Below are 18,462 nucleotides of genomic sequence, written 5' to 3'. Positions count from 1 at the left end.
CTCAGATCTTGTGCGCGGCCTCCAGGCCGTCCAGCACCACTCCCGCGGCGCGCCAGGTCCCGTCGATCTTGGCCGTGGTGAGAGCTCGGGTGAGCGGGCTCTTCAGGCCGATGCTGTTGGCCCAGGCCACGGCGCGAACGGACTGGAACAGCGCCGTCGTGGTCTGCGTCTGGCCGAAGACGTCGCCCACCAGCCACAGCTGGAAGAACGGCTCCAGGTCCACTCCGTAGACCGAGCGCATGCGCTCGACGATCGACGGAGCGGCGGCGACCAGGGACTCGCCGTACACCACGTAGTCGCGCAGGTGCGCGTGCTTGGTGTCCACCGCCACCAGCGACTGGGGGAAGTCCACCACCAGGTGGGTGGCGATGCCCTCGGAGACGATGCGTCCGGGGCTGCGGTCGCACTGTGCCGTCAGGTCGTAGTACGCATGCCAGTACGGCGTGGGCTGGCCGCCAGTGAGGTGGCGGTGGAAGTTGTCCAGGTAGGTGGCCACGAAGTGCACCGACAGCGCGCGTGCCCAGGCCGGGTCGGCGAAGGTGCCGTCGTCCAGCGCGGGAATCGTCTTGTCCAGGATCTCCTGGTAGACGACCGCGAAGGTGCCGCGGTAGTCACCGGCGTCGGTGAGGCGCTGGACCAGCTCGCCCACCCGCGCCCTGGCGTCCTCGATGCCGGTGAGGGTGGAGGTGTCGGTGAGCGTGACCAGGCGCTGCTGCTGCTCGGCGGCGAAGTCGACCCGGCACACCGACGAGCTGGCCGGCCCGGCGGGTGCGGCCGAAGGTCCGGCGACGGCGGCTGCTGGCGGCGCGAGCACCGCCAGGGCCAGGGTGATGCCGGCGATCTTCGAGGCCTTGCGCACGAGAAGTTCCTCCTTGACGACGAGCGTGGTGGGTCCCCAACCAGAGGTGCGGCGTGGTCGGGCGTCACAGAGAGTAACGCCCCGGATCGGGCGCCCAGGAGGCTGTTCCGGACAACGTTGCGGCGGACCAGCTTCCGAGTGATTTGCAGAAGCAACCGACTTGACACGTTCTCGGAGACGGCGGGAACCGTTCCGCGAAGCCCCTGCGTCGTAGTGGTTGCCAACAGCAAGGCCAGCGCCGCCGGGTGCCGGTCACCGCAACCCGAGGCGAACTACTCCAGGAGGATCCGCATGTCCGCAACTGTCGCAACACCGGAAGAGCTGGCCACCGCGTCGAGCAAGGCTCAGGACACCGCCCAGCAGGTGCAGGGCGAGCTCAGCAAGCTGCGCGGCACCGTCTCCGGCATCAGCGCGTCGTGGGCCGGCGACGCCCAGCGCGCCTTCGGGGCCCTCATGGAGCGCTGGGACGTTGACGCCAAGAAGCTCAACGAGGCGCTGCTGGCCATCAGCGACAACCTGGCCGCCGCGGGCAAGGGCTTCGACGCCACCCAGCAGGACCACGTCAGCTCGATCAACAGCGTGGGCAGCTCCCTCAACCTCTGATCCGGCCGTTCCGCCCGGCTCACCAGCAGCACCTGGCCGCCCCGCCACTGGGGTCCGGCCGGCACCACCCCACTGACCCGCAGCACTTACCCAGGAGGACCAGATGAGCGGTTTGATCAAGTACAACCACGGGGCCATCGACACCGCCAGTGCGGAGATCGCCACGTCGAGCCGGGCCATGAACGGCCAGCTGGACGACCTCAAGGCCGCCCTGCGCGACATCGAGAGCCGCTGGGAGGGTTCCGGCTCCGCTGCCTACCTCGCCCAGAAGGCGAAGTGGGACCAGGCGGCCGCGGACCTGAACATGGTGCTCGCCCAGATCAGCCAGGCCGTCTCCCGCGGCAACGAGGACATGCAGGTCAAGGACGGTCAGGTCAGCAAGTCCTTCGGCGGCTGAGCAGGCCCACGGACAGCTCCTCGACGCTCCGACGACCCGGACACCCCACGGCGCTACAGTCGTGGGGTGTCCGCGTGTCAGCCAACCGCGAGGGGGCTCTCACCAGCACGGGCAGGGCCCTTTTGACCCATGGGGACCCGGGACGGTATCGTCTGAGGTCGGCGTGCGGAGCGCTGTACCTGAGGCTGCTTCACTGGCCCAGGTGCACGAGCCCCGGTCGTTCCCGACCGGTTGGCCGACACCCGGCCGGCTTCGGCCACCGGGTACCAGCCCAGCCGCACCGTCAGACCTGCACCACCCGAGAAGACGAGGAAGTCCTGTGCGTACGTACAGCCCCAAGGCCGGTGACGTCACCCGTACCTGGCACGTCATCGACGCCACTGACGTGGTGCTCGGTCGCCTGGCGACTCAAGCGGCAACCCTGTTGCGCGGAAAGCACAAGCCGATCTTTGCGCCGCACGTCGACACCGGTGACTTCGTCGTCATCGTCAACGCGGAGAAGATCGCCGTGAGCGGCAACAAGCGCGACGCGAAGTTCATCTACCGCCACTCCGGTCACCCGGGCGGCCTGCGTCGCCGGTCGGTCGGCGAGATGATCGAGAAGCAGCCGGACCGCTTGGTCGAGAAGGCCATCGAGGGCATGCTGCCGAAGAACCGTCTCGGCCGGGCCATGATCAGCAAGCTCAAGGTCTACGCGGGTCCCGACCACCCGCACACGGCCCAGAAGCCCACCCCGTTCGAGATCACCCAGGTTGCCCAGTGACGGCACCGGAGGAGCAGCAGATGAGCACGCCCGAGTTCGCTGACGACGTGGTCGTCGAGCAGGTGGACGAGACCGCGGAGACCTTTGAGTCGGCGCCCGTGGCTGCCCGCCCCGCCCCGATCGTGATGGACCGTCCGGTCCAGACCGTCGGTCGCCGCAAGGAGGCCGTTGTTCGGATCCGCCTCGTGCCCGGCACCGGCAACTACACCCTGAACGGCAAGTCGCTCTCCGAGTACTTCCCGAACAAGGTGCACCAGCAGCTCATCAACGACCCCTTCGTGGTCGCCGAGCGCACCGAGATCTTCGACGTGCACGCCCGCCTCACCGGCGGCGGCACCTCGGGTCAGGCCGGCGCCCTGCGCCTGGCCATCGCCCGTGCGCTCATCGAGGTCCAGCCCGAGGACCGTCCGGCGCTCAAGCGCGCTGGCTTCCTCACGCGTGACCCGCGCATGACCGAGCGCAAGAAGTACGGCCTGAAGAAGGCGCGCAAGGCGCCTCAGTACTCCAAGCGTTGATCCACAGCCGGCCGCGAGGCCGGTGAGGCTCGACAACGTCACCACACGTGCAGGCGCTCCGCTTTGTCGGGCGCCTGCACTTGTGCGTTCAGCGGCTGCCTCGCGGGGGCGGTCGCAACCAGGCCGTCGCACCAGGAGGTTGTGCAGTGTCCGAAGCTCCCCCCGTCACCGAGAACCCGGCGGCACGCCTGTTCGGCACCGACGGCATCCGCGCCGAGGCCAACTCCACTCTCACGGCGGAGCTGGCCCTGCGGGTGGCCGAGGCGGCGGCCCGGGTGCTGCGCGAGTCCGGGCTGGACCACCGTCCGGTCGCGGTGGTCGGACGTGACCCCCGGGCGAGCGGGGAGATGCTGGAGGCTGCGGTCACCGCGGGCCTCACGGCGGCAGGAGCCGACGTCCTGCGGGCTGGCGTGCTGCCGACTCCCGCCCTGGCCCACCTGGTGGCCGACGCCGGCGCGGATCTCGGCGTGATGATCTCGGCCTCCCACAACGCCATGCCCGACAACGGCATCAAGCTGTTCTCCGCCGGCGGCCACAAGCTGGACGACCGGGTGGAGGACCAGGTCGAGCAGCACGTCGGGCTCTCCTACGAGCGACCCGTCGGCGCACGCATCGGCCGGGTCCGTGACCTGGCCGACGCCGACGAGCGCTACCTGGCGCACCTGCTGCAGGCCACCGACGGCAGCCTCGCCGGCCTGCGGGTGGTGGTGGACTGCGCCAACGGCGCGGCCTTCGCGGTGGCTCCGGAGGCGTACCGACGCGCCGGCGCCGAGGTGATCGCCATCCACGCCGAGCCGGACGGGCTGAACATCAACGACGGGTGTGGCTCGACCCACCTGGAGGACCTGCAGCGTGCGGTGGTCACGCACGGGGCCGACCTGGGGGTGGCCCACGACGGTGACGCAGATCGCTGCCTGGCCGTGGACGCCACCGGTGCAGTGGTGGACGGCGACGCGATCCTGGCCATCCTGGCGATCGCCATGCGCGACGCCGGCACGCTGACCGAGGCCACCCTGGTGGCCACGGTGATGAGCAACCTCGGACTGCACCTGGCCATGCGCGAGGCCGGGATCGCCGTGCGCACGACGGGCGTGGGCGACCGCTACGTGCTGGAGGAGCTGCGCAGCGGTGGCTTCGCGCTGGGCGGTGAGCAGTCCGGGCACGTGGTGCTGCCCGCCCACGCCACCACCGGTGACGGCACTCTCACGGCGCTGCACCTGATGGCGCAGATGGTGCGCACGGGCTCGTCGCTGGCCGAGCTGGCCGGTGTGCTGCAGGTGCTGCCGCAGGTGCTGGTCAACGTGAAGGTCGCGGACAAGGCCGCCGTCAGCCGCGACCCCCAGGTCGAGGCGGCGGTCGCGGCGGCCGAGGCTGAGCTCGGCGACACCGGCCGGGTGCTGCTGCGTCCCTCCGGCACCGAACAGCTGGTCCGGGTCATGGTGGAGGCCCCCACCGCAGAGACCGCCCAGCGGGTGGCCGAGGCCCTCGCAGCGCAGGTGCGCGCCGTCTAGCGCTCCAGCACCGGAACCGCGTGCCAGCACTCCGCGTCTCACCGGCCAGGCGGCCTCGGTGGACGCCCTGAGCTGGGGGGAGCTGTTCGAGTGAGTGCACCGGTGAACATCGAGCGGGGCGCGATCGGTCTGCTGGCGTCCAACTTCGACCTGACCGCCGACGCCCTCGCGGCGACCGGCACGGCGATTGGCCACTGCGGTTTTCGGTCGGCCTCCGCCGGTCGCGCCTACGCCGAGGCCGGCGCTGCGCTGCAGACCGGCTATGCCACCGCGGCCTCCGCGGTGCAGGACTGGACTCTGCAGGCGCGCTGCCTGGCCGAGGCGTTTCGTGCCGCGGCCGCTGGCTACTCCGGCACCGACGCCAACACGGCCGACGGACTGAGCGGCCCCCCGCGGTGAGCGCGCCCAGCGTGGACGAGGTCAAGGCGCTGGTCGCCAGCCCGGGTCTCTCCGACCAGGCCAAGCGAGACCTGCTGCAGTCCTACCTGGCTGCGGCCCCGGGCTCCGACGATGACGAGCTGTACGCCGCCGCTGATCGTCTGGGGGCTGCGCTCCTGCCCGGTCACCTCTCGGTCGTCGAGGCCAAGCAGCTGTCGGAGCGGGTGGCGCAGGCACACCGGGAGGTGCAGAGTCAGCAGGGCCGTCAGGCGCTGGAGGGGGCACGGCTCGGCGCGGCCGGCTCCAACGAGATCCTCGACCAGGGGGCGCCGGGGCTGCGGTACTTCGAGCACTTCGCCCCGCTGTACCAGCGCTGCATCTCCGGTTCCGACATCAGCCGGGACAAGGCGGTGCAGCTCTACGACGAGCAGCGCGACATCGACCTCGCCACCCTGCGCGCCGATGCCGCGACGATGACGTCGGGAGCGGACCGGTTGGGCGTTGAGCTCGCCCGGCAGCGAGCCGCCTGGGCCGCGGTGTCGGGCATCTGGACCGGCCGGGGCGGTGTGGCAGCAGACGCCTTCGTGCGCACGTACCTGACTGAGGCGGACAGCGCCCGAGGGCGGACGGCCGACCTGGCTGCCGCCCTGGGCCCGGCGGCCGACGGGATCGAGGAGTGCGTGCGGGTCCGGGCGAGCGCCGTCGCCGAGCTCTACGCCGCCACCGTGGGCGGCAAGACCCCCAGCCAGATCGACGAGATCATCAGCTTCGCCAAGGACCGCCACTCGGTCACCTCGGCACCCCAGGCCGGGCGCATCCTGCAGATGTTCGGCGGGGACGTCGGCCCCACCGGTGACGAGGTCGGCGCCGTGGCGAACACAGGGTTGCGCCTGTCGTCTGGCGCGGGCCTCCTCTCCGTGGCTCAGGCGCTGGCCGGACAGACCGAGGCCTACCTCCAGCGGCTCGTGGACCAGGCGGTGCAGTGCAGCCGTGACTTCGTGACCACCGTGTTCATCCCCGACGTGGAGTCGAGGTGGCGCCTGCTCACCGAGGTGTGCGCCAGCACCGACACCGCCGTGCGAGACCTCTACCGCAGCGTCACCGCGGTGGCCGGTGCCGCCGAGGGGCACCCGTTCAGCGGCACTCCCGGTGCCTTGCCCGCGCTCCCCGGACCCGGGGTGACTGGTCCGGCGGCCCCGGGCTCGCACAGTCCAGTGGCGCCGAGCGGGACCGGTGGGCCGGACGGCTTCGTCGGAGGTGGGCGCACCTCGTCCGACGCCGATGGCTGGGGGCAGACTATGGGGTCGACGCAGTGGGCCTTCGGCACCCGCGCGGCGATGCCGGCCGACGGGCTGCTCAGGCTGGGCGAGTCCGGTGCGGGGGACGCCCTCAGGCCCGCTGGCACGGGCACCAGTGCGGAGGGGACGCAGGTCGGGGGCGTCTCCAGCACAGGTGGGGCGCTTGACGCCACGGCGAACCCGGCGGCACCTTCCGAGGACGAGGTCGGACAGGTGCGCGCTGCCGGAGCTGGGTCCGGCGGCGGCGCGGTGGAGGGTGCTTCTGCCGGTGGACCCGCGGACGTGCCGGCGCGGACGGACGCCGGCGCGGGCGCCGTCGCGGCCAGCGGTGGCTCCGGCACCGGGGTCGACTCGGCCGCCGAGTGGGTGGGTGCCAGCGCCCCGATGGCGGCGCTGCACCGTCAGGACGAGCTCACCCCAGCGACCAGCGGCGACCAGTGGATCGTGGAGAACCAGCGGGACGAGGGTGCGTGGACCAGCGTGGGCTCGGCCCTCACCCCGGGCACCGCCGCGTCGGCAGGCTCCGATCCCACCCGGGACCGGGGCGAGGCCGGGCAGGAACACTCATGAGCGACGAGGTAGCTCGTCGGTACGCAGAGATCGCCGCCCGTCGCGACGAGGCCGTGACGGCAGCTCTGGCCCGGTGGGCAGCCAGCAGAGCGGCCACGACCCGGTCGACAGAGGCGATCGACGCCCGGGCGCAGGCCGCGCTGAGCGCACCGGCAGACACCTGGGTTGGCCCCAGCGGGACGCCCCGGGTCGGTCCGGAGCTGGACGAGCTGGACGCCAACGAGCAGGTCAGCTCCTGGCTGCGCTGATCAGGTTGCCGATGCTGGGTGCGTGGTGCTGCTCGTCCTTCTCCTCGGTGAGGTCCACGACGCGTGCGCCGGGCAGCACGGCCTCGGGCGAGGCCAGCTCGGCGTAACGGTCGTCGCCGGTGAGGGTGGCGAGCAGGAAACCAGTGAACAGCGCCCGCACCAGTGTCTGGGTCTTGCGCTCCGGGCGGCCGTCGATCACCGGGTTTGTCCAGTGCCAGCCCTCGGTGAGGCCTAGGTCGTTGGCCTTCGCCACCTCTCGCAGCGACACGGGGCCGGCCCAGGCGCGCGCGATGCGCTCGGCGTCGCTGTCGCCGGGGGTCTTCTCGTCGCGGGGGGTGCTGAGCAGCAGCGCCGGCGCTCGGCAGTCCTGGGCCGCCTGCACTGCGGACGGACTGGTGTCAGCGGGGGCGAAGCCGGCGACGGCCTTCAGCGCCGGGTTGCGCCGCGCGGCCAGCACGGCAGCGCCCGCACCCATGCCGTGGCCGGCCACGGCCAGGCGGTCGGGCTGCACGCTGATCTCACCGGGGCCGAGCCGGACGCTGCTGCAGATCTCCAGCGCGGTGGCGAGGTCGGCGGCCATCTTCAGGTGGGACGGCACGGGGCCGCGTTGGGTGGCGGGTGCGGCGGCCACGATGCCCCAGGAGGCGAGGTGCTGCAGCGTGCCGAGGTAGCGCGACACCGGCTGCAGCCACTCGTGCCCAAAGGCCACCGCGGGCAGTCCGAGGCCCTCCTCGGGGGTGAGCACCACGCCCGGCAGGCCGGCCAGTGCCAGGTCTCCGCGCAGCACCCGGTGCGGACCACGCCGGCTCAGGGCCTTGATCAGGTTCTTCGCGTCTTCTGGGGTGTGCTTGGTTCGGGCCACGGGCAGTGACGGTATCCGATTTGTCACTGGCCCACCCTGGGTGTGGCGCCCTGCGGCAGTCGGGCGCGCCAGTAGTCTCAGAGGTATGTGCGGAATCGTGGGGTACGTGGGCCATCGCCAGGCGGCCGAGGTGGTCATGGAAGGGCTCCGGCGAATGGAGTACCGCGGCTACGACTCCGCCGGCATCGCCGTGGTGGACGGCGCGGGTCACACCATCGTCGACCGCAAGGCTGGTGCGCTGGCCAACCTGGAGGCCCAGCTGGCCACCCACGCCGACGGCGCGTTCGCCGGCACCACCGGGATGGGGCACACCCGCTGGGCCACCCACGGCAAGCCCACCGACCGCAACGCCCACCCCCACGTCGATGCCACCGCCAAGGTCGGGGTGGTGCACAACGGCATCATCGAGAACTTTGTGGACCTGCGGGAGGAGCTGGAGAGCGCCGGCGTCGAGCTGCTGAGCGACACCGACTCCGAGACCGCCGCGCACCTGGTGGCCCGGGCCTACGCCGCCGGGGAGAGTGCCGGCGACTTCCCGGCCTCCGTGCGCGCCGTCTGCCGCCGGCTGGAGGGCGCCTACACCCTGGTCTTCACCCACGCCGACCACCCGGACACCATCGTCGCCGCCCGCCGCGCCACCCCGCTGGTGGTGGGAGTGGGCAAGGGCGAGACCTTTGTGGCCTCCGACGTCGCCGCCTTCTTCACCTACACGCGTGACGCGGTCGAGCTGGGCCAGGACCAGGTGGTGGTGGTCACCGCCGAGGGCTACCACGTCACCGACTTCGCCGGCAACGACGTGGAGTCCCGTCCGTTCCACGTGGACTGGGACCTGGAGGCCGTCGAGAAGGGCGGACACGACTACTTCATGCTCAAGGAGATCGAGGAGCAGCCGGCAGCGGTGGCCAACACCCTGCTGGGGCACTTTGTCGACAACCGCATCGTGCTGGACGAGCAGCGCATCAGCGACGGTGACCTGCGCGACGTGGACAAGGTCTTCGTGGTGGCCTGCGGGACGGCCTACCACGCTGGGCTGCTCGCCAAGTACGCCATCGAGCACTGGACTCGCCTGCCCGTCGAGGTAGAGCTGGCGAGCGAGTTCCGCTACCGCGACCCGGTGCTGGACCGCTCCACGCTGGTGGTGGCGATCTCCCAGTCCGGCGAGACCGCCGACACCCTCGAGGCGGTGCGGCACGCCAAGGGTCAGAAGGCTCGCGTGCTGGCGGTGTGCAACACCAACGGCGCCCAGATCCCGCGCGAGGCCGACGCCGTGCTCTACACCCGGGCCGGCCCGGAGATCGGGGTGGCCTCCACCAAGTGCTTCCTGGCCCAGATCACCGCGAGCTACCTGGTGGGTCTGGCGCTGGCGCAGGCGCGGGGGACCAAGTACCCCGACGAGGTGGCGCGGGAGTTCGCCGAGCTGGAGGCCATGCCCGACGCGATCGCTCGGGTGCTCAGGACGGTGGCGCCGGTCCGCGCGCTGGCCCGTGAGCTGGTCAACGCCCCCGCCGTGCTGTTCCTGGGGCGCCACGTGGGGTACCCAGTGGCGCTGGAGGGTGCGCTCAAGCTGAAGGAGCTCGCCTACATGCACGCCGAGGGCTTCGCGGCCGGTGAGCTCAAGCACGGTCCCATCGCGCTGATCGAGGACGACCTGCCGGTCATCGTGGTGATGCCCTCGCCCAAGAGTCGGCCGCTGCTGCACTCCAAGATGATGAGCAACATCCGGGAGATCCAGGCGCGCGGGGCGCGCACCGTGGTGATCGCCGAGGAGGGCGACGAGACGGTGCGTCCCTACGCCGACGACCTGATCGAGATCCCGGCCGTGCCCACGCTGCTGCAGCCGTTGGTGTCCACGGTGCCGCTGCAGGTCTTCGCCGCCGAGGTGGCGCAGGCCCGCGGGTACGACGTGGACAAGCCGCGCAACCTGGCCAAGTCGGTGACCGTGGAATGACCTCGCGCGCGCAACGAGCAGTCCGGGAGTGACATCGCGTGCTTGAGGCGCACGACGTAGCAGCCGTCCGGGCCGCCGAGGGAGCCGTCCTCGCTCGCACCCCGGAGAACGCGCTGATGCGTCGGGCCGCCTTCGGCCTCGCCACCACGGTGCTCGCCGAGCTGCGCACGCGCTGCGGTGGTGCGAGCGGGCGGCAGGTGGTGCTGCTGGTCGGCGCCGGCGGCAACGGTGGCGACGCCCTGTGGGCGGGGCACTTCCTGCGGCGGCGGGGAGTGGGGGTGCGCGCGGTGCTGCTGTCCCCGGACAAGACCCACGCAGCTGCCCTGCGAGCCTTCCTGCTCGCCGGCGGGCAGGTGGTGACTGCGCCGGAGGACCCCGAGGTGTCGGTCCCTGAGCTGGTGGACACGGCCGGAGTGGCGGACGCCGACCTGGTGGTCGACGGCATCGTGGGCCTGGGGGCCAGCGGAGGCCTGCGCCCGACCGCGGCAGCGCTGGTCGCGGCGGTGCGGGCGCCCATCGTCGCGGTGGACCTGCCCAGCGGCGTCCACCCCGACACCGGCGTGGTGCAGGGGTCAGCCGTGCGCGCCGCGGTGACGGTGACCTTCGGCTCCCGCAAGCCGGTGCACCTGCTCGCCGCGAGCCACTGCGGACGGGTGGAGCTGGTGCCGCTGGGGCTGGAGCTGCCGCCGGCCACGCTGGGCAGCCTGGAGCGGGCCGAGGTGGGCCGACTGTGGCCGGTGCCGGGCCGCGAGGACGACAAGTACAGCCAGGGTGTGGTCGGGGTGGCCGCCGGCTCCGCGCAGTACCCCGGCGCCGCGGTGCTCGCCACCTCCGGTGCGGTGGCCGCCACCTCGGGGATGGTGCGCTACGCCGGCACCGGAGCTGACGCGGTGCTGGCCCACCGGCCCGAGGTGGTGGCGGTCAGCAGCGTCGCCGACGCTGGTCGGGTGCAGGCCTGGGTGGTGGGTCCCGGCCTGGGCACGGGGGCGGAGTCCGTCGCCGTGCTGGAGCACGTCCTCGCCGCAGGGGTGCCCGTGCTGGTGGACGCCGACGGCACCACGGTGCTCGCCGAGCACCCCGAGCTGTTGGCCCGGCGCACCGCGCCGGTGCTGCTGACTCCGCACGCGGGGGAGTTCGCCCGCCTGGTGGGCGGTGACGTCGGCCCCGACCGCCTGGGTGCGGTGTGCGCGGCCGCCCGGCGCCTGGACGCCACGGTGCTGCTCAAGGGTTCCACCACCATCATCGCCACCCCCGCCGGCGACGCGCTGGTCAACGTCGCCGTTGGTGGGTGGGCAGCGACCGCCGGCTCGGGCGACGTGCTCTCCGGGGTGCTCGGCGCCCTGCTCGCCAGCGGGCTGGACCCGCTGACCGCCGCTGGCGCCGGAGCCCACGTGCACGCCCTGGCTGCGGAGCTGGCCGCGGCAGGTGCGCCGACGTCGGCCACCCCGCTGGCGGACCACCTGTCCGAGGCCATCCGGCAGTGCCGGGCGGCCCAGCACCACGACACCACGAGCACCGACGCAGGAAGAAGCAGATGAGCGGGATGAGCGGGGCACTGATCAACGACACCGAGGCGACCACGAGCACGCCGCGAGCCGAGGCCCTGGTGGACCTCGATGCCATCGCGCACAACGTGGGCGTGCTGCGCGAGCACGCCGGCAGCGCCGCGGTGATGGCGGTGGTCAAGGCCGACGGCTACGGCCACGGCGCCGTCGAGGTCGCCCGCACCGCGCTCGCCGCCGGAGCCCGCGAGCTCGGCGTGACCACGCTGGAGGAGGCGATGGTGCTGCGCAACGCCGGCATCACCGCCCCGGTGCTGTCCTGGATGCACCTGGTGGACGAGGACTTCGCTCCCGCCATCGCCGCCGACGTCGAGCTGGGCGTGTCCTCGCGCCGCCACCTCGCCGCCATCGTCGCCGGCGCCCGCACGGCCGGGCGCACCGCGGTGGTCACCGTCAAGCTGGACACCGGTCTCAACCGCAACGGCGCCAGCACCACCGAGTGGCCCGAGCTGCTGGCCGAGCTGGTGCGCGCCCAGGCGGAGGGCGCCATCCGGGTGCGCGGGATGTTCTCCCACCTGATCTTCGCCGACGAGCCCGAGCACCCGGTGATCAGCGTCCAGGCCCAGCGCCTGCAGGCCGGCGCCGAGCAGGCCCGCCGGGCCGGGCTGGACCTCGAGGTGGTGCACCTGGCCAACTCCGCCGCCACCCTCACCCGCAGCGACCTGGCCTTCGACATGGTCCGCCCGGGCATCGCCGTCTACGGGCTCTCCCCGGTGCCCGAGGCGGGCGGGTTCGGGCTGCGCCCGGCGATGTCGCTGCGCTCCCGGGTGGCGCTGGTCAAGCGGGTGTCTGCAGGGGAGGGCGTGTCCTACGGCCACCTGTGGTCAGCCCCGCAGGACACCACGGTAGCCCTGCTGCCGATCGGCTACGCCGACGGGATCCCGCGGGTGCTCAGCAACAACCTCGAGGTGCAGCTGGGGGGCCGCCGCCGGCCGGTGGTGGGGCGGGTCTGCATGGACCAGGTGGTGGTGGACTGCGGCCCCGACGGCGGTGGGGTGCAGGAGGGCGACACCGCGGTGTTCTTCGGCTCGGACGAGCGCGACGAGCCCCTCGCCCAGGAGTGGGCCACCAAGCTGGGCACCATCCACTACGAAGTGGTCACGTCCGTGCGGGGACGGGTGCGGCGCAGGTACACCGGCGGCCGGGCGTGAGCGGCTGGCGGCGCGCCGGTCTCGCCAGCGGCGCGGTGGGGATGGCAGCCGCGGCGACCGTGCACCTGGAGGCCGTCCGCCGGCTCGGCGCCTCCCCGTACACGGTGGACGGCTTCGGCCTGCTGCCCGTGGACCGGGTGTCCACGGTGGCCGCGGACGACGGTGTGCCGCTGCGGGTGGAAGAGACGGGCAGCCCGGACGCCCCGCTGACCGTGGTGTTCGTGCACGGGTTCTGCCTGAACATGGGCTCGTGGTACTTCCAGCGCCGCGACCTGCCGCAGCGCACTGACGCTCGGCTGGTCTTCTACGACCAGCGCAGCCACGGACGCTCCGGCACCTCCGACGCGGAGAACTGCACCATCGACCAGCTGGGCCGTGACCTGCAGGCGGTGCTGCGCACCGTCGCCCCGACCGGCCCGGTGGTGCTGGTGGGTCACTCGATGGGCGGCATGACCATCATGGCGCTGGCCCGGCAGCGCCCGGAGCTGTTCGACTCCCAGATCGCCGGAGTGGCCTTCATCGCCACCGCGGCCAACGGCATGGCGCCGTCGCGGATGAGCCTGTCCGCCCGCAACCCGCTGATCGGGGCGCTGCGCTGGGCGGGAAACCTCGGCCCCGACCTGGTGCAGCGGGGCCGGCCCCCGGTGAACGTCCTGCTCGCGCCCATCGTCCGGGCCATGTCCTACGGCGACCGCACCACCAGCCGGACCGTGGTGGAGTTCACCGAGCGGATGATCGCCAGCACCCCGGCGAAGACGGTGTTCGACTTCCTGCCTACCCTGGCCGACCATGACGAGCTGGACGCACTGGGCGCCGTCGCCGGTCGGCCCATCATCGTGCTCTGTGGCGACGCCGACCGGCTCACCCCGTACCGGCACACCGCGGTGATCGGCAAGGCGCTGGCCGACGCCCGGCTCACCCGGGTGCCCGGTGCCGGGCACCTGCTGCAGCTGGAGCGCGCGACCCTGGTCAACGACGCCGTGCTCGACCTGATCACCGAGGTGCGCGGCCCCCGCCGCCGGCGCACCGCCGCTCGTGCCTGAGCTGCCGCCCGTGCCTGAGCTGCTGCCCACCGTCGCCGACACCGAGGCGCTCGGGGTGCGGCTGGGCCGGGAGCTGTCTGCGGGGGACCTGGTGGTGCTGGACGGGCCGCTGGGTGCGGGCAAGACCGCGCTGGTGCGGGGGATCGCGGCAGGGCTGGGCGTGCGCGGACCGGTCACCTCGCCCACGTTCATCATCGCCAGGGAGCACGCGGCCGGGACGCGGGGCATCCCGCTGGTGCACGTGGACGCCTACCGGCTGGGGGTCACCGAGGCGCTCAGCGGCGACCTCAGCGGGGAGCTGGACGCGCTGGACCTGGACAACGACCTGGTGGACGCCGTGGTGGTGGTGGAGTGGGGCCAGGGAGTGGTGGAGCACCTGGCCGAGCGTCACCTGCTGGTGCGGCTGGAGCGCGCCCCCGACAGCGAGGTGCGCACCGCCACCGTGCAGTGGGTGCGGGGCCGGGAGCCCGAGAGCCGCGGGCCCGGCCCGAGCAGCGGGGCACCGGTGTGACCAGCACCGCCGAGTAGCCTGAACCATCATGCTGGTGCTCGCGGTGGACACGTCCACCCCCACGGTGCTCGCGGCGCTGGTGCAGCTGTCCGCCGAGCCGACTTCTCACCCCGAGGTTCTCGCCGCACGGCAGACCCACGATCCCCGTGCCCACTCCGAGGTGCTCACGCCTCAGGTGCTGCAGTGCCTGGCCGAGACCGGGCGGACCCCGGCTGACCTCGACGCGGTGGTCTGCGGCACCGGGCCGGGCCCGTACACCGGCCTGCGGGTGGGCATGGTGACGGCGGTGGCCTTCGGCGACGCCCTGGCGATCCCGGTGCACGGCGTGTGCAGCCTGGACGCCGTCGCCGGTGCCGTGGAGAGCCCAGCCGCGGACGCCGAGCTGCTGGTGGTGACCGACGCACGCCGGCGCGAGCTCTACTGGGCCCGTTACCGCGACGGTGTGCGAGTCGCCGGCCCCGCGGTGGCCCGCCCGGACGCGGTGGACGTCGCGGGCGCCACGGCCGTGGCGGGCTCGCCCACCCACGCCGCCCTGTTCGACCTGCCCGTGGTGGGCCCGACCAGCCCGGACCCCGCCGCGCTGGTGGCGCTGGCGGCCCCCGCGCTGCGCAGCAACGCCGCTCCGGAGCCGCTCGTCCCGCTGTACCTGCGCCGCCCCGATGCGGTGGCCGCTGCCCCGCGGGTGCCCGCGGTACCGCAGCGATGACGGGCCAGGACGTGGTGCTGGTGGCCATGCGCCCCGCCGACGCCGCCCGCTGCGCCGAGCTGGAGGAGGTGCTGTTCCCCGGCGAGGACCCGTGGAGCGAGCAGGCCTTCCACAGCGAGCTGGCCCAGCCGCACAACTACTACGTCACCGCCCACCTGGGCGGGCCGGACGGGCTGCTGGTGGGCTACGCCGGCATCGCCCGGCTGGGCCGGGCCGGTGACCCGGAGAACGAGGTGCACACCATCGGCGTCGATCCCGCCCACCAGCGCCGCGGCATCGGGGCGCTGCTGCTGACCGAGCTGCTGCGGGTGGCCGACGCGCACGGCGGCGAGACCTGGCTGGAGGTGCGCACCGACAACACCGCGGCGCAGGCGCTGTACGCCGACCGTGGCTTCGAGGTGGTGGGCCGACGGCCTCGGTACTACCAGCCCAGCGGGGCGGACGCCTTCACCATGCGCCGGCCCGCCGCCACCCGCACCGGCGACTCCGAACGACCCGCCCAGGAGGCGCAGCCATGACCATCGTGCTCGGCATCGAGACCAGCTGCGACGAGACCGGTGTCGGCGTGGTGCGCCTGGCCGACGACGGCTCGGTGACCCTGCTGGCCGACGCGGTGGCCTCCAGCGTGGACGAGCACGCCCGCTTCGGCGGCGTGGTGCCCGAGGTCGCCTCGCGGGCCCACCTGGAGGCGATGGCCCCCACCGTGCACCGCGCGCTGGCCCAGGCCGGCGTGCGGCGCCCGGACGCGGTGGCGGTGACCGCCGGCCCGGGCCTGGCCGGCGCGCTGCTGGTCGGCGTGGCCGCGGCCAAGGCCTACGCCGCCGCCTGGGACGTGCCCTTCTACGGCGTGAACCACCTGGGTTCGCACGTCGCGGTGGACACCCTCGAGCACGGCCCGCTGCCGCCCTGCCTGGCGCTGCTGGTCTCCGGCGGGCACTCCAGCATCCTGGAGGTCACCGACCTCGCCCAGCCGGTGCGCCCGCTCGGCTCCACAGTGGACGACGCCGCGGGGGAGGCCTTCGACAAGGTGGCCCGGCTGCTCGGCCTGGGCTTTCCCGGTGGGCCGGCCCTGGACCGGATGGCACGGGAGGGCAACCCCGACGCGGTGGCGTTCCCGCGGGCGATGATGGGCCCCCGCGACTCCCGCCACGACTTCTCCTTCTCCGGGCTGAAGACCGCGGTCGCCCGGCACGTGGAGGCCCTGGAGCGGGCCGGCACGCCGGTGCCGCGCGCCGACGTGGCCGCCTCCTTCCAGGAGGCGGTGGCCGACGTGCTGACCCGCAAGGCGATCCGGGCCGCCAGGGACGTCGGCGTGGACACGCTGATGATCGGCGGCGGCGTGGCCGCCAACTCCCGGCTGCGGGCGATGGCCGAGTCGCGCTGCGCCGATGCCGGCCTTCGGCTGCGGGTGCCCCGGCCGGGGCTGTGCACCGACAACGGCGCGATGGTCGCCGCGCTCGGCGCTCACCTGGTGGCGGCAGGCGCCCCGGCGTCGCGGCTGGACATCGCCACCGACCCTGCGCTGGCGGTCACCACCAGTCTGCGGTGAGCGAGCGGGGAGCAGTGGCCATCGCACGTGCGCCCAGCGGGTTGGGCACCAGCAGCTCGGTGTTGTGGTCCGCCGGCGCCCCCATGCGCTCGGGGTCGGCGTGGAGGTCGTTGAACGCCAGCTCCCGGTACAGCGAGGCCAGCCCCTGCGGGGAGCCGTCGGTGTAGCTGGCCTGGTACGGGCTCTCCGCCTCCACCAGCGTGGTGAAGAGGGACAGCGTGCCGTCGGCGTTGTCCACCACCTCCAGCAGGCGCGCGTGCTGCGGGTAGTCGATGTGCGAGGCGGTGTTGATCTCCCAGAAGCTGCGCTCGGGGTCCGGACCCCGCCGTGCGGTGATCAGGTTCTGGTGGCTGTGGCCGTTGACCCAGGCGAGCACGTTGGGGAAGCGCTGCAGCAGCGCCACCAGCTCCGCCCCGCTGTGGCGCGCCTCCAGGAGGTTCTCCGGGTCGGGCAGCAGGTTGTTCATGGTGGTCGAGGTGTGGTGGCTGAACAGCACGAAGTAGGTGTCGCTCACCGAGTGGCGGGTCTCGTTGCCCGCGGCGTCGAAGTAGCGGCTGCTGCCGGCGACCAGGGTCCGCTCGATCCAGCGCAGCTGTGCCTCCCCCAGGGACCCCTCGGTGAAGCCGATGCGGTTGGTCGAGTCCATCGTGATCCCCACGACGCCCGGGGCGATCTCGAACGTGTAGTAGGCGATGCCGCTGACGTCGCTGCCCGGGGTGAAGCCGTGCCCCACCGGGCCGTGCCGGCCGGCGTTGGCGGGGTCGAGGTGGGCCCGGATGTACTCCCGCGGGGTGAACGGCCGCCGCCGCGCGTCCGGAGTGACCGTGCGGACCAGGCCAGCGGTCTCCGGGACCATTCCGGCCACTGCCTGCGGGTCCGTCTCCATCGCGGACACCAGCTTCTGCGCCGCCGCCATGGAGCTGGGGCCCATGATCTTCTGGTTGCCGGTGAAGGCGTCGTCGAAGAACGGGATGCCGGGGGGCAGGGTGCCCTGCACGCTGTTGTCGTGGTTGCCGAACACGCTGTACCAGGGCAGGTCGATGCCCTCGGTGGTGAAGGGACGGATGGCGGCGTCGAGCAGCCCGGGCAGCTGGGGGAAGCCCTTGTCCTTGTAGAGGTCGGGTGACGGCGAGGCCGGGTTCCAGTACAGCGGCACCCCGGAGCTCTGCACGCCCTCGTAGCGGGTCAGGTCGCCAGTGGTGGGGGTGATGGTCCCGCCGTTGTAGGAGGTGAGGAACCAGTCCAGCTCCACCTGCTCGTAGTTGTCGGTGTTGTCCCCGGTGGACACCAGGCAGTCGAACGGGCGGCCGGTGAACGGGCCGCCGGTGCGCGCCAGCGAGTTGATCCGGCGGACCAGGGCCGAGGTGCCCTGAGTCCCCAGCGTCTCCTGTGGACGGTGGGCCGAGCCGTTGAAGGGGTGCACGTACTCGAAGCGCACCGGGCTCTCGGTGTCGATCACGTGCACGTCGGTCAGCTGCACGAAGGACGCCAGCGGAGTGCGGGCGTCGTCGCGGCCGGCGCCAGCGGGGGCCAGGTCCGTGCGCACCACCAGCGGCCAGCCAGGCCCGGCGGTCAGGCGGGTGTAGCCGGTGGCGGAGACCCGGGTGGCCACCGCCTCCAGGGTGGTGCCCGCGGTGGTCACCGCGCGCGCCGCGGTGCGCCGGACGGCGCGGTCGACGGCCTGGGCGGGGCCCGCTGTGCCGACCGCCCACAACGCCCCCGCTGCGCCCGCGGCACCGAGGAACTTTCTTCTGCTCCAGCCGTTCTGCCCGTGCTGACTCACCGCTGCTCCTCGTCCGACACCTGCGTCGTGCTGCTCCGCCGCCATCCTGCCCGCTGGCGCGCCGGATGTGGTGACGGACACAGCGGGCGACACGACGCTGCTGGGCGCACCGTTCACCGCCGCCCGCGCGGCTGTTGTTGAGGGCTGGCACTCGCACGTATAGAGTGCCAACCAACACCCGGCCGGCATCGGCTCCCGCGACGAC

19 protein-coding genes are annotated in these 18,462 nt (G+C 73.0%); 16 read left to right on the top strand and 3 right to left on the bottom strand.

Annotated features, from left to right (window positions below; genetic code table 11):
* Window position 1: 1 nt before the first annotated feature.
* A complete protein-coding gene (locus tag AC3YNX_RS01145; protein ID WP_489994369.1) occupies window positions 2–859 on the bottom strand; it encodes a DUF5995 family protein in 858 nt (285 codons plus the stop codon).
* 291 nt (window positions 860–1,150) lie between these two features.
* Between AC3YNX_RS01145 and AC3YNX_RS01140 the strand changes: the two genes are divergently transcribed.
* From AC3YNX_RS01140 to AC3YNX_RS01105, 8 genes are all read left to right on the top strand, one after another.
* Complete coding sequence (locus AC3YNX_RS01140; RefSeq protein ID WP_127783952.1) at window positions 1,151–1,462, top strand: WXG100 family type VII secretion target; 312 nt, start codon at window positions 1,151–1,153, stop codon at window positions 1,460–1,462.
* Window positions 1,463–1,565: 103 nt separating this feature from the next.
* Entirely contained in the window at window positions 1,566–1,859 is a 294-nt protein-coding gene (locus tag AC3YNX_RS01135; RefSeq protein ID WP_127783951.1) for a WXG100 family type VII secretion target, read from the top strand.
* A gap of 319 nt (window positions 1,860–2,178) precedes the next feature.
* Window positions 2,179–2,622 carry a 50S ribosomal protein L13 gene (rplM, locus tag AC3YNX_RS01130; protein WP_127783950.1) on the top strand — a complete coding sequence of 148 codons (444 nt, stop codon included), beginning with the start codon at window positions 2,179–2,181 and terminating at the stop codon, window positions 2,620–2,622.
* Window positions 2,619–3,137: a 30S ribosomal protein S9 gene (rpsI, locus tag AC3YNX_RS01125; RefSeq protein ID WP_241249020.1), complete on the top strand. Its 519-nt coding sequence runs from the start codon at window positions 2,619–2,621 to the stop codon at window positions 3,135–3,137. Before rplM ends, rpsI begins: the two co-directional genes overlap by 4 nt.
* A 146-nt stretch (window positions 3,138–3,283) precedes the next feature.
* The gene (glmM, locus tag AC3YNX_RS01120) at window positions 3,284–4,648 is read left to right on the top strand and encodes a phosphoglucosamine mutase (RefSeq protein WP_489994368.1); all 1,365 of its coding nucleotides are present in this window, start codon (window positions 3,284–3,286) and stop codon (window positions 4,646–4,648) included.
* A gap of 90 nt (window positions 4,649–4,738) precedes the next feature.
* Window positions 4,739–5,047, top strand: a complete 309-nt coding sequence (locus AC3YNX_RS01115) for a type VII secretion target (protein WP_127783947.1) — start codon at window positions 4,739–4,741, stop codon at window positions 5,045–5,047.
* Window positions 5,044–6,894, top strand: a complete 1,851-nt coding sequence (locus AC3YNX_RS01110; protein WP_489994367.1) for a hypothetical protein — start codon at window positions 5,044–5,046, stop codon at window positions 6,892–6,894. The genes AC3YNX_RS01115 and AC3YNX_RS01110 overlap by 4 nt, the downstream gene beginning before the upstream one ends.
* Window positions 6,891–7,142: a hypothetical protein gene (locus AC3YNX_RS01105; RefSeq protein WP_489994366.1), complete on the top strand. Its 252-nt coding sequence runs from the start codon at window positions 6,891–6,893 to the stop codon at window positions 7,140–7,142. Before AC3YNX_RS01110 ends, AC3YNX_RS01105 begins: the two co-directional genes overlap by 4 nt.
* On the opposite strand, the gene AC3YNX_RS01100 is transcribed toward AC3YNX_RS01105, so the two are convergent.
* Window positions 7,123–8,004 carry a poly(ethylene terephthalate) hydrolase family protein gene (locus tag AC3YNX_RS01100; RefSeq protein ID WP_489994365.1) on the bottom strand — a complete coding sequence of 294 codons (882 nt, stop codon included), beginning with the start codon at window positions 8,002–8,004 and terminating at the stop codon, window positions 7,123–7,125. The two genes, AC3YNX_RS01105 and AC3YNX_RS01100, sit on opposite strands and share 20 nt — an antisense overlap.
* A gap of 85 nt (window positions 8,005–8,089) precedes the next feature.
* Between AC3YNX_RS01100 and glmS the strand changes: the two genes are divergently transcribed.
* Genes glmS through tsaD form a run of 8 tightly spaced genes read left to right on the top strand, consistent with a single transcriptional unit; the run spans window position 8,090 to window position 16,474 of the window.
* Complete coding sequence (glmS, locus tag AC3YNX_RS01095) at window positions 8,090–9,952, top strand: glutamine--fructose-6-phosphate transaminase (isomerizing) (protein WP_489994364.1); 1,863 nt, start codon at window positions 8,090–8,092, stop codon at window positions 9,950–9,952.
* 38 nt (window positions 9,953–9,990) lie between these two features.
* Complete coding sequence (locus AC3YNX_RS01090) at window positions 9,991–11,490, top strand: NAD(P)H-hydrate dehydratase (RefSeq protein WP_489994363.1); 1,500 nt, start codon at window positions 9,991–9,993, stop codon at window positions 11,488–11,490.
* Window positions 11,487–12,665 carry an alanine racemase gene (alr, locus tag AC3YNX_RS01085; protein WP_489981873.1) on the top strand — a complete coding sequence of 393 codons (1,179 nt, stop codon included), beginning with the start codon at window positions 11,487–11,489 and terminating at the stop codon, window positions 12,663–12,665. The genes AC3YNX_RS01090 and alr overlap by 4 nt, the downstream gene beginning before the upstream one ends.
* Window positions 12,662–13,708 (top strand): alpha/beta fold hydrolase, encoded by a 1,047-nt coding sequence (locus AC3YNX_RS01080; RefSeq protein WP_489994362.1) that lies wholly within the window; start codon window positions 12,662–12,664, stop codon window positions 13,706–13,708. Before alr ends, AC3YNX_RS01080 begins: the two co-directional genes overlap by 4 nt.
* Window positions 13,709–13,718: 10 nt before the next feature.
* Window positions 13,719–14,219 carry a tRNA (adenosine(37)-N6)-threonylcarbamoyltransferase complex ATPase subunit type 1 TsaE gene (gene tsaE, locus AC3YNX_RS01075; protein WP_489994361.1) on the top strand — a complete coding sequence of 167 codons (501 nt, stop codon included), beginning with the start codon at window positions 13,719–13,721 and terminating at the stop codon, window positions 14,217–14,219.
* A gap of 28 nt (window positions 14,220–14,247) precedes the next feature.
* Window positions 14,248–14,925, top strand: a complete 678-nt coding sequence (tsaB, locus tag AC3YNX_RS01070) for a tRNA (adenosine(37)-N6)-threonylcarbamoyltransferase complex dimerization subunit type 1 TsaB (RefSeq protein WP_489994360.1) — start codon at window positions 14,248–14,250, stop codon at window positions 14,923–14,925.
* Complete coding sequence (gene rimI / locus AC3YNX_RS01065) at window positions 14,922–15,443, top strand: ribosomal protein S18-alanine N-acetyltransferase (protein ID WP_489994359.1); 522 nt, start codon at window positions 14,922–14,924, stop codon at window positions 15,441–15,443. Before tsaB ends, rimI begins: the two co-directional genes overlap by 4 nt.
* Window positions 15,440–16,474, top strand: coding sequence for a tRNA (adenosine(37)-N6)-threonylcarbamoyltransferase complex transferase subunit TsaD (gene tsaD / locus AC3YNX_RS01060; RefSeq protein WP_127783938.1), 1,035 nt, complete (start codon window positions 15,440–15,442; stop codon window positions 16,472–16,474). The genes rimI and tsaD overlap by 4 nt, the downstream gene beginning before the upstream one ends.
* Here tsaD and AC3YNX_RS01055 read toward each other — a convergent pair.
* On the bottom strand, window positions 16,455–18,302 hold the full coding sequence (locus tag AC3YNX_RS01055) for a TIGR03767 family metallophosphoesterase (protein ID WP_489994961.1): 1,848 nt from the start codon (window positions 18,300–18,302) through the stop codon (window positions 16,455–16,457). The genes tsaD and AC3YNX_RS01055 overlap by 20 nt on opposite strands.
* Between the last annotated feature and the right edge of the window lie 160 nt (window positions 18,303–18,462).

The sequence above is a fragment of the Rhodococcus sp. Z13_19A genome (genome assembly GCF_058133575.1).
This window is presented reverse-complemented; position numbering and strand designations above follow the sequence as displayed.

Excerpts from the sequence above, each read along its gene's own strand:
- rimI (WP_489994359.1), top strand. The coding sequence starts at position 14,922 with ATGACGGGCCAGGACGTGGTGCTGGTGGCCATGCGCCCCGCCGACGCC.
- glmS (WP_489994364.1), top strand. The coding sequence starts at position 8,090 with ATGTGCGGAATCGTGGGGTACGTGGGCCATCGCCAGGCGGCCGAGGTG.
- alr (WP_489981873.1), top strand. The coding sequence starts at position 11,487 with ATGAGCGGGATGAGCGGGGCACTGATCAACGACACCGAGGCGACCACG.
- tsaD (WP_127783938.1), top strand. The coding sequence starts at position 15,440 with ATGACCATCGTGCTCGGCATCGAGACCAGCTGCGACGAGACCGGTGTC.
- AC3YNX_RS01105 (WP_489994366.1), top strand. The coding sequence starts at position 6,891 with ATGAGCGACGAGGTAGCTCGTCGGTACGCAGAGATCGCCGCCCGTCGC.
- AC3YNX_RS01055 (WP_489994961.1), bottom strand. The coding sequence starts at position 18,302 with ATGGCGGCGGAGCAGCACGACGCAGGTGTCGGACGAGGAGCAGCGGTG.
- AC3YNX_RS01135 (WP_127783951.1), top strand. The coding sequence starts at position 1,566 with ATGAGCGGTTTGATCAAGTACAACCACGGGGCCATCGACACCGCCAGT.
- AC3YNX_RS01140 (WP_127783952.1), top strand. The coding sequence starts at position 1,151 with ATGTCCGCAACTGTCGCAACACCGGAAGAGCTGGCCACCGCGTCGAGC.
- tsaB (WP_489994360.1), top strand. The coding sequence starts at position 14,248 with ATGCTGGTGCTCGCGGTGGACACGTCCACCCCCACGGTGCTCGCGGCG.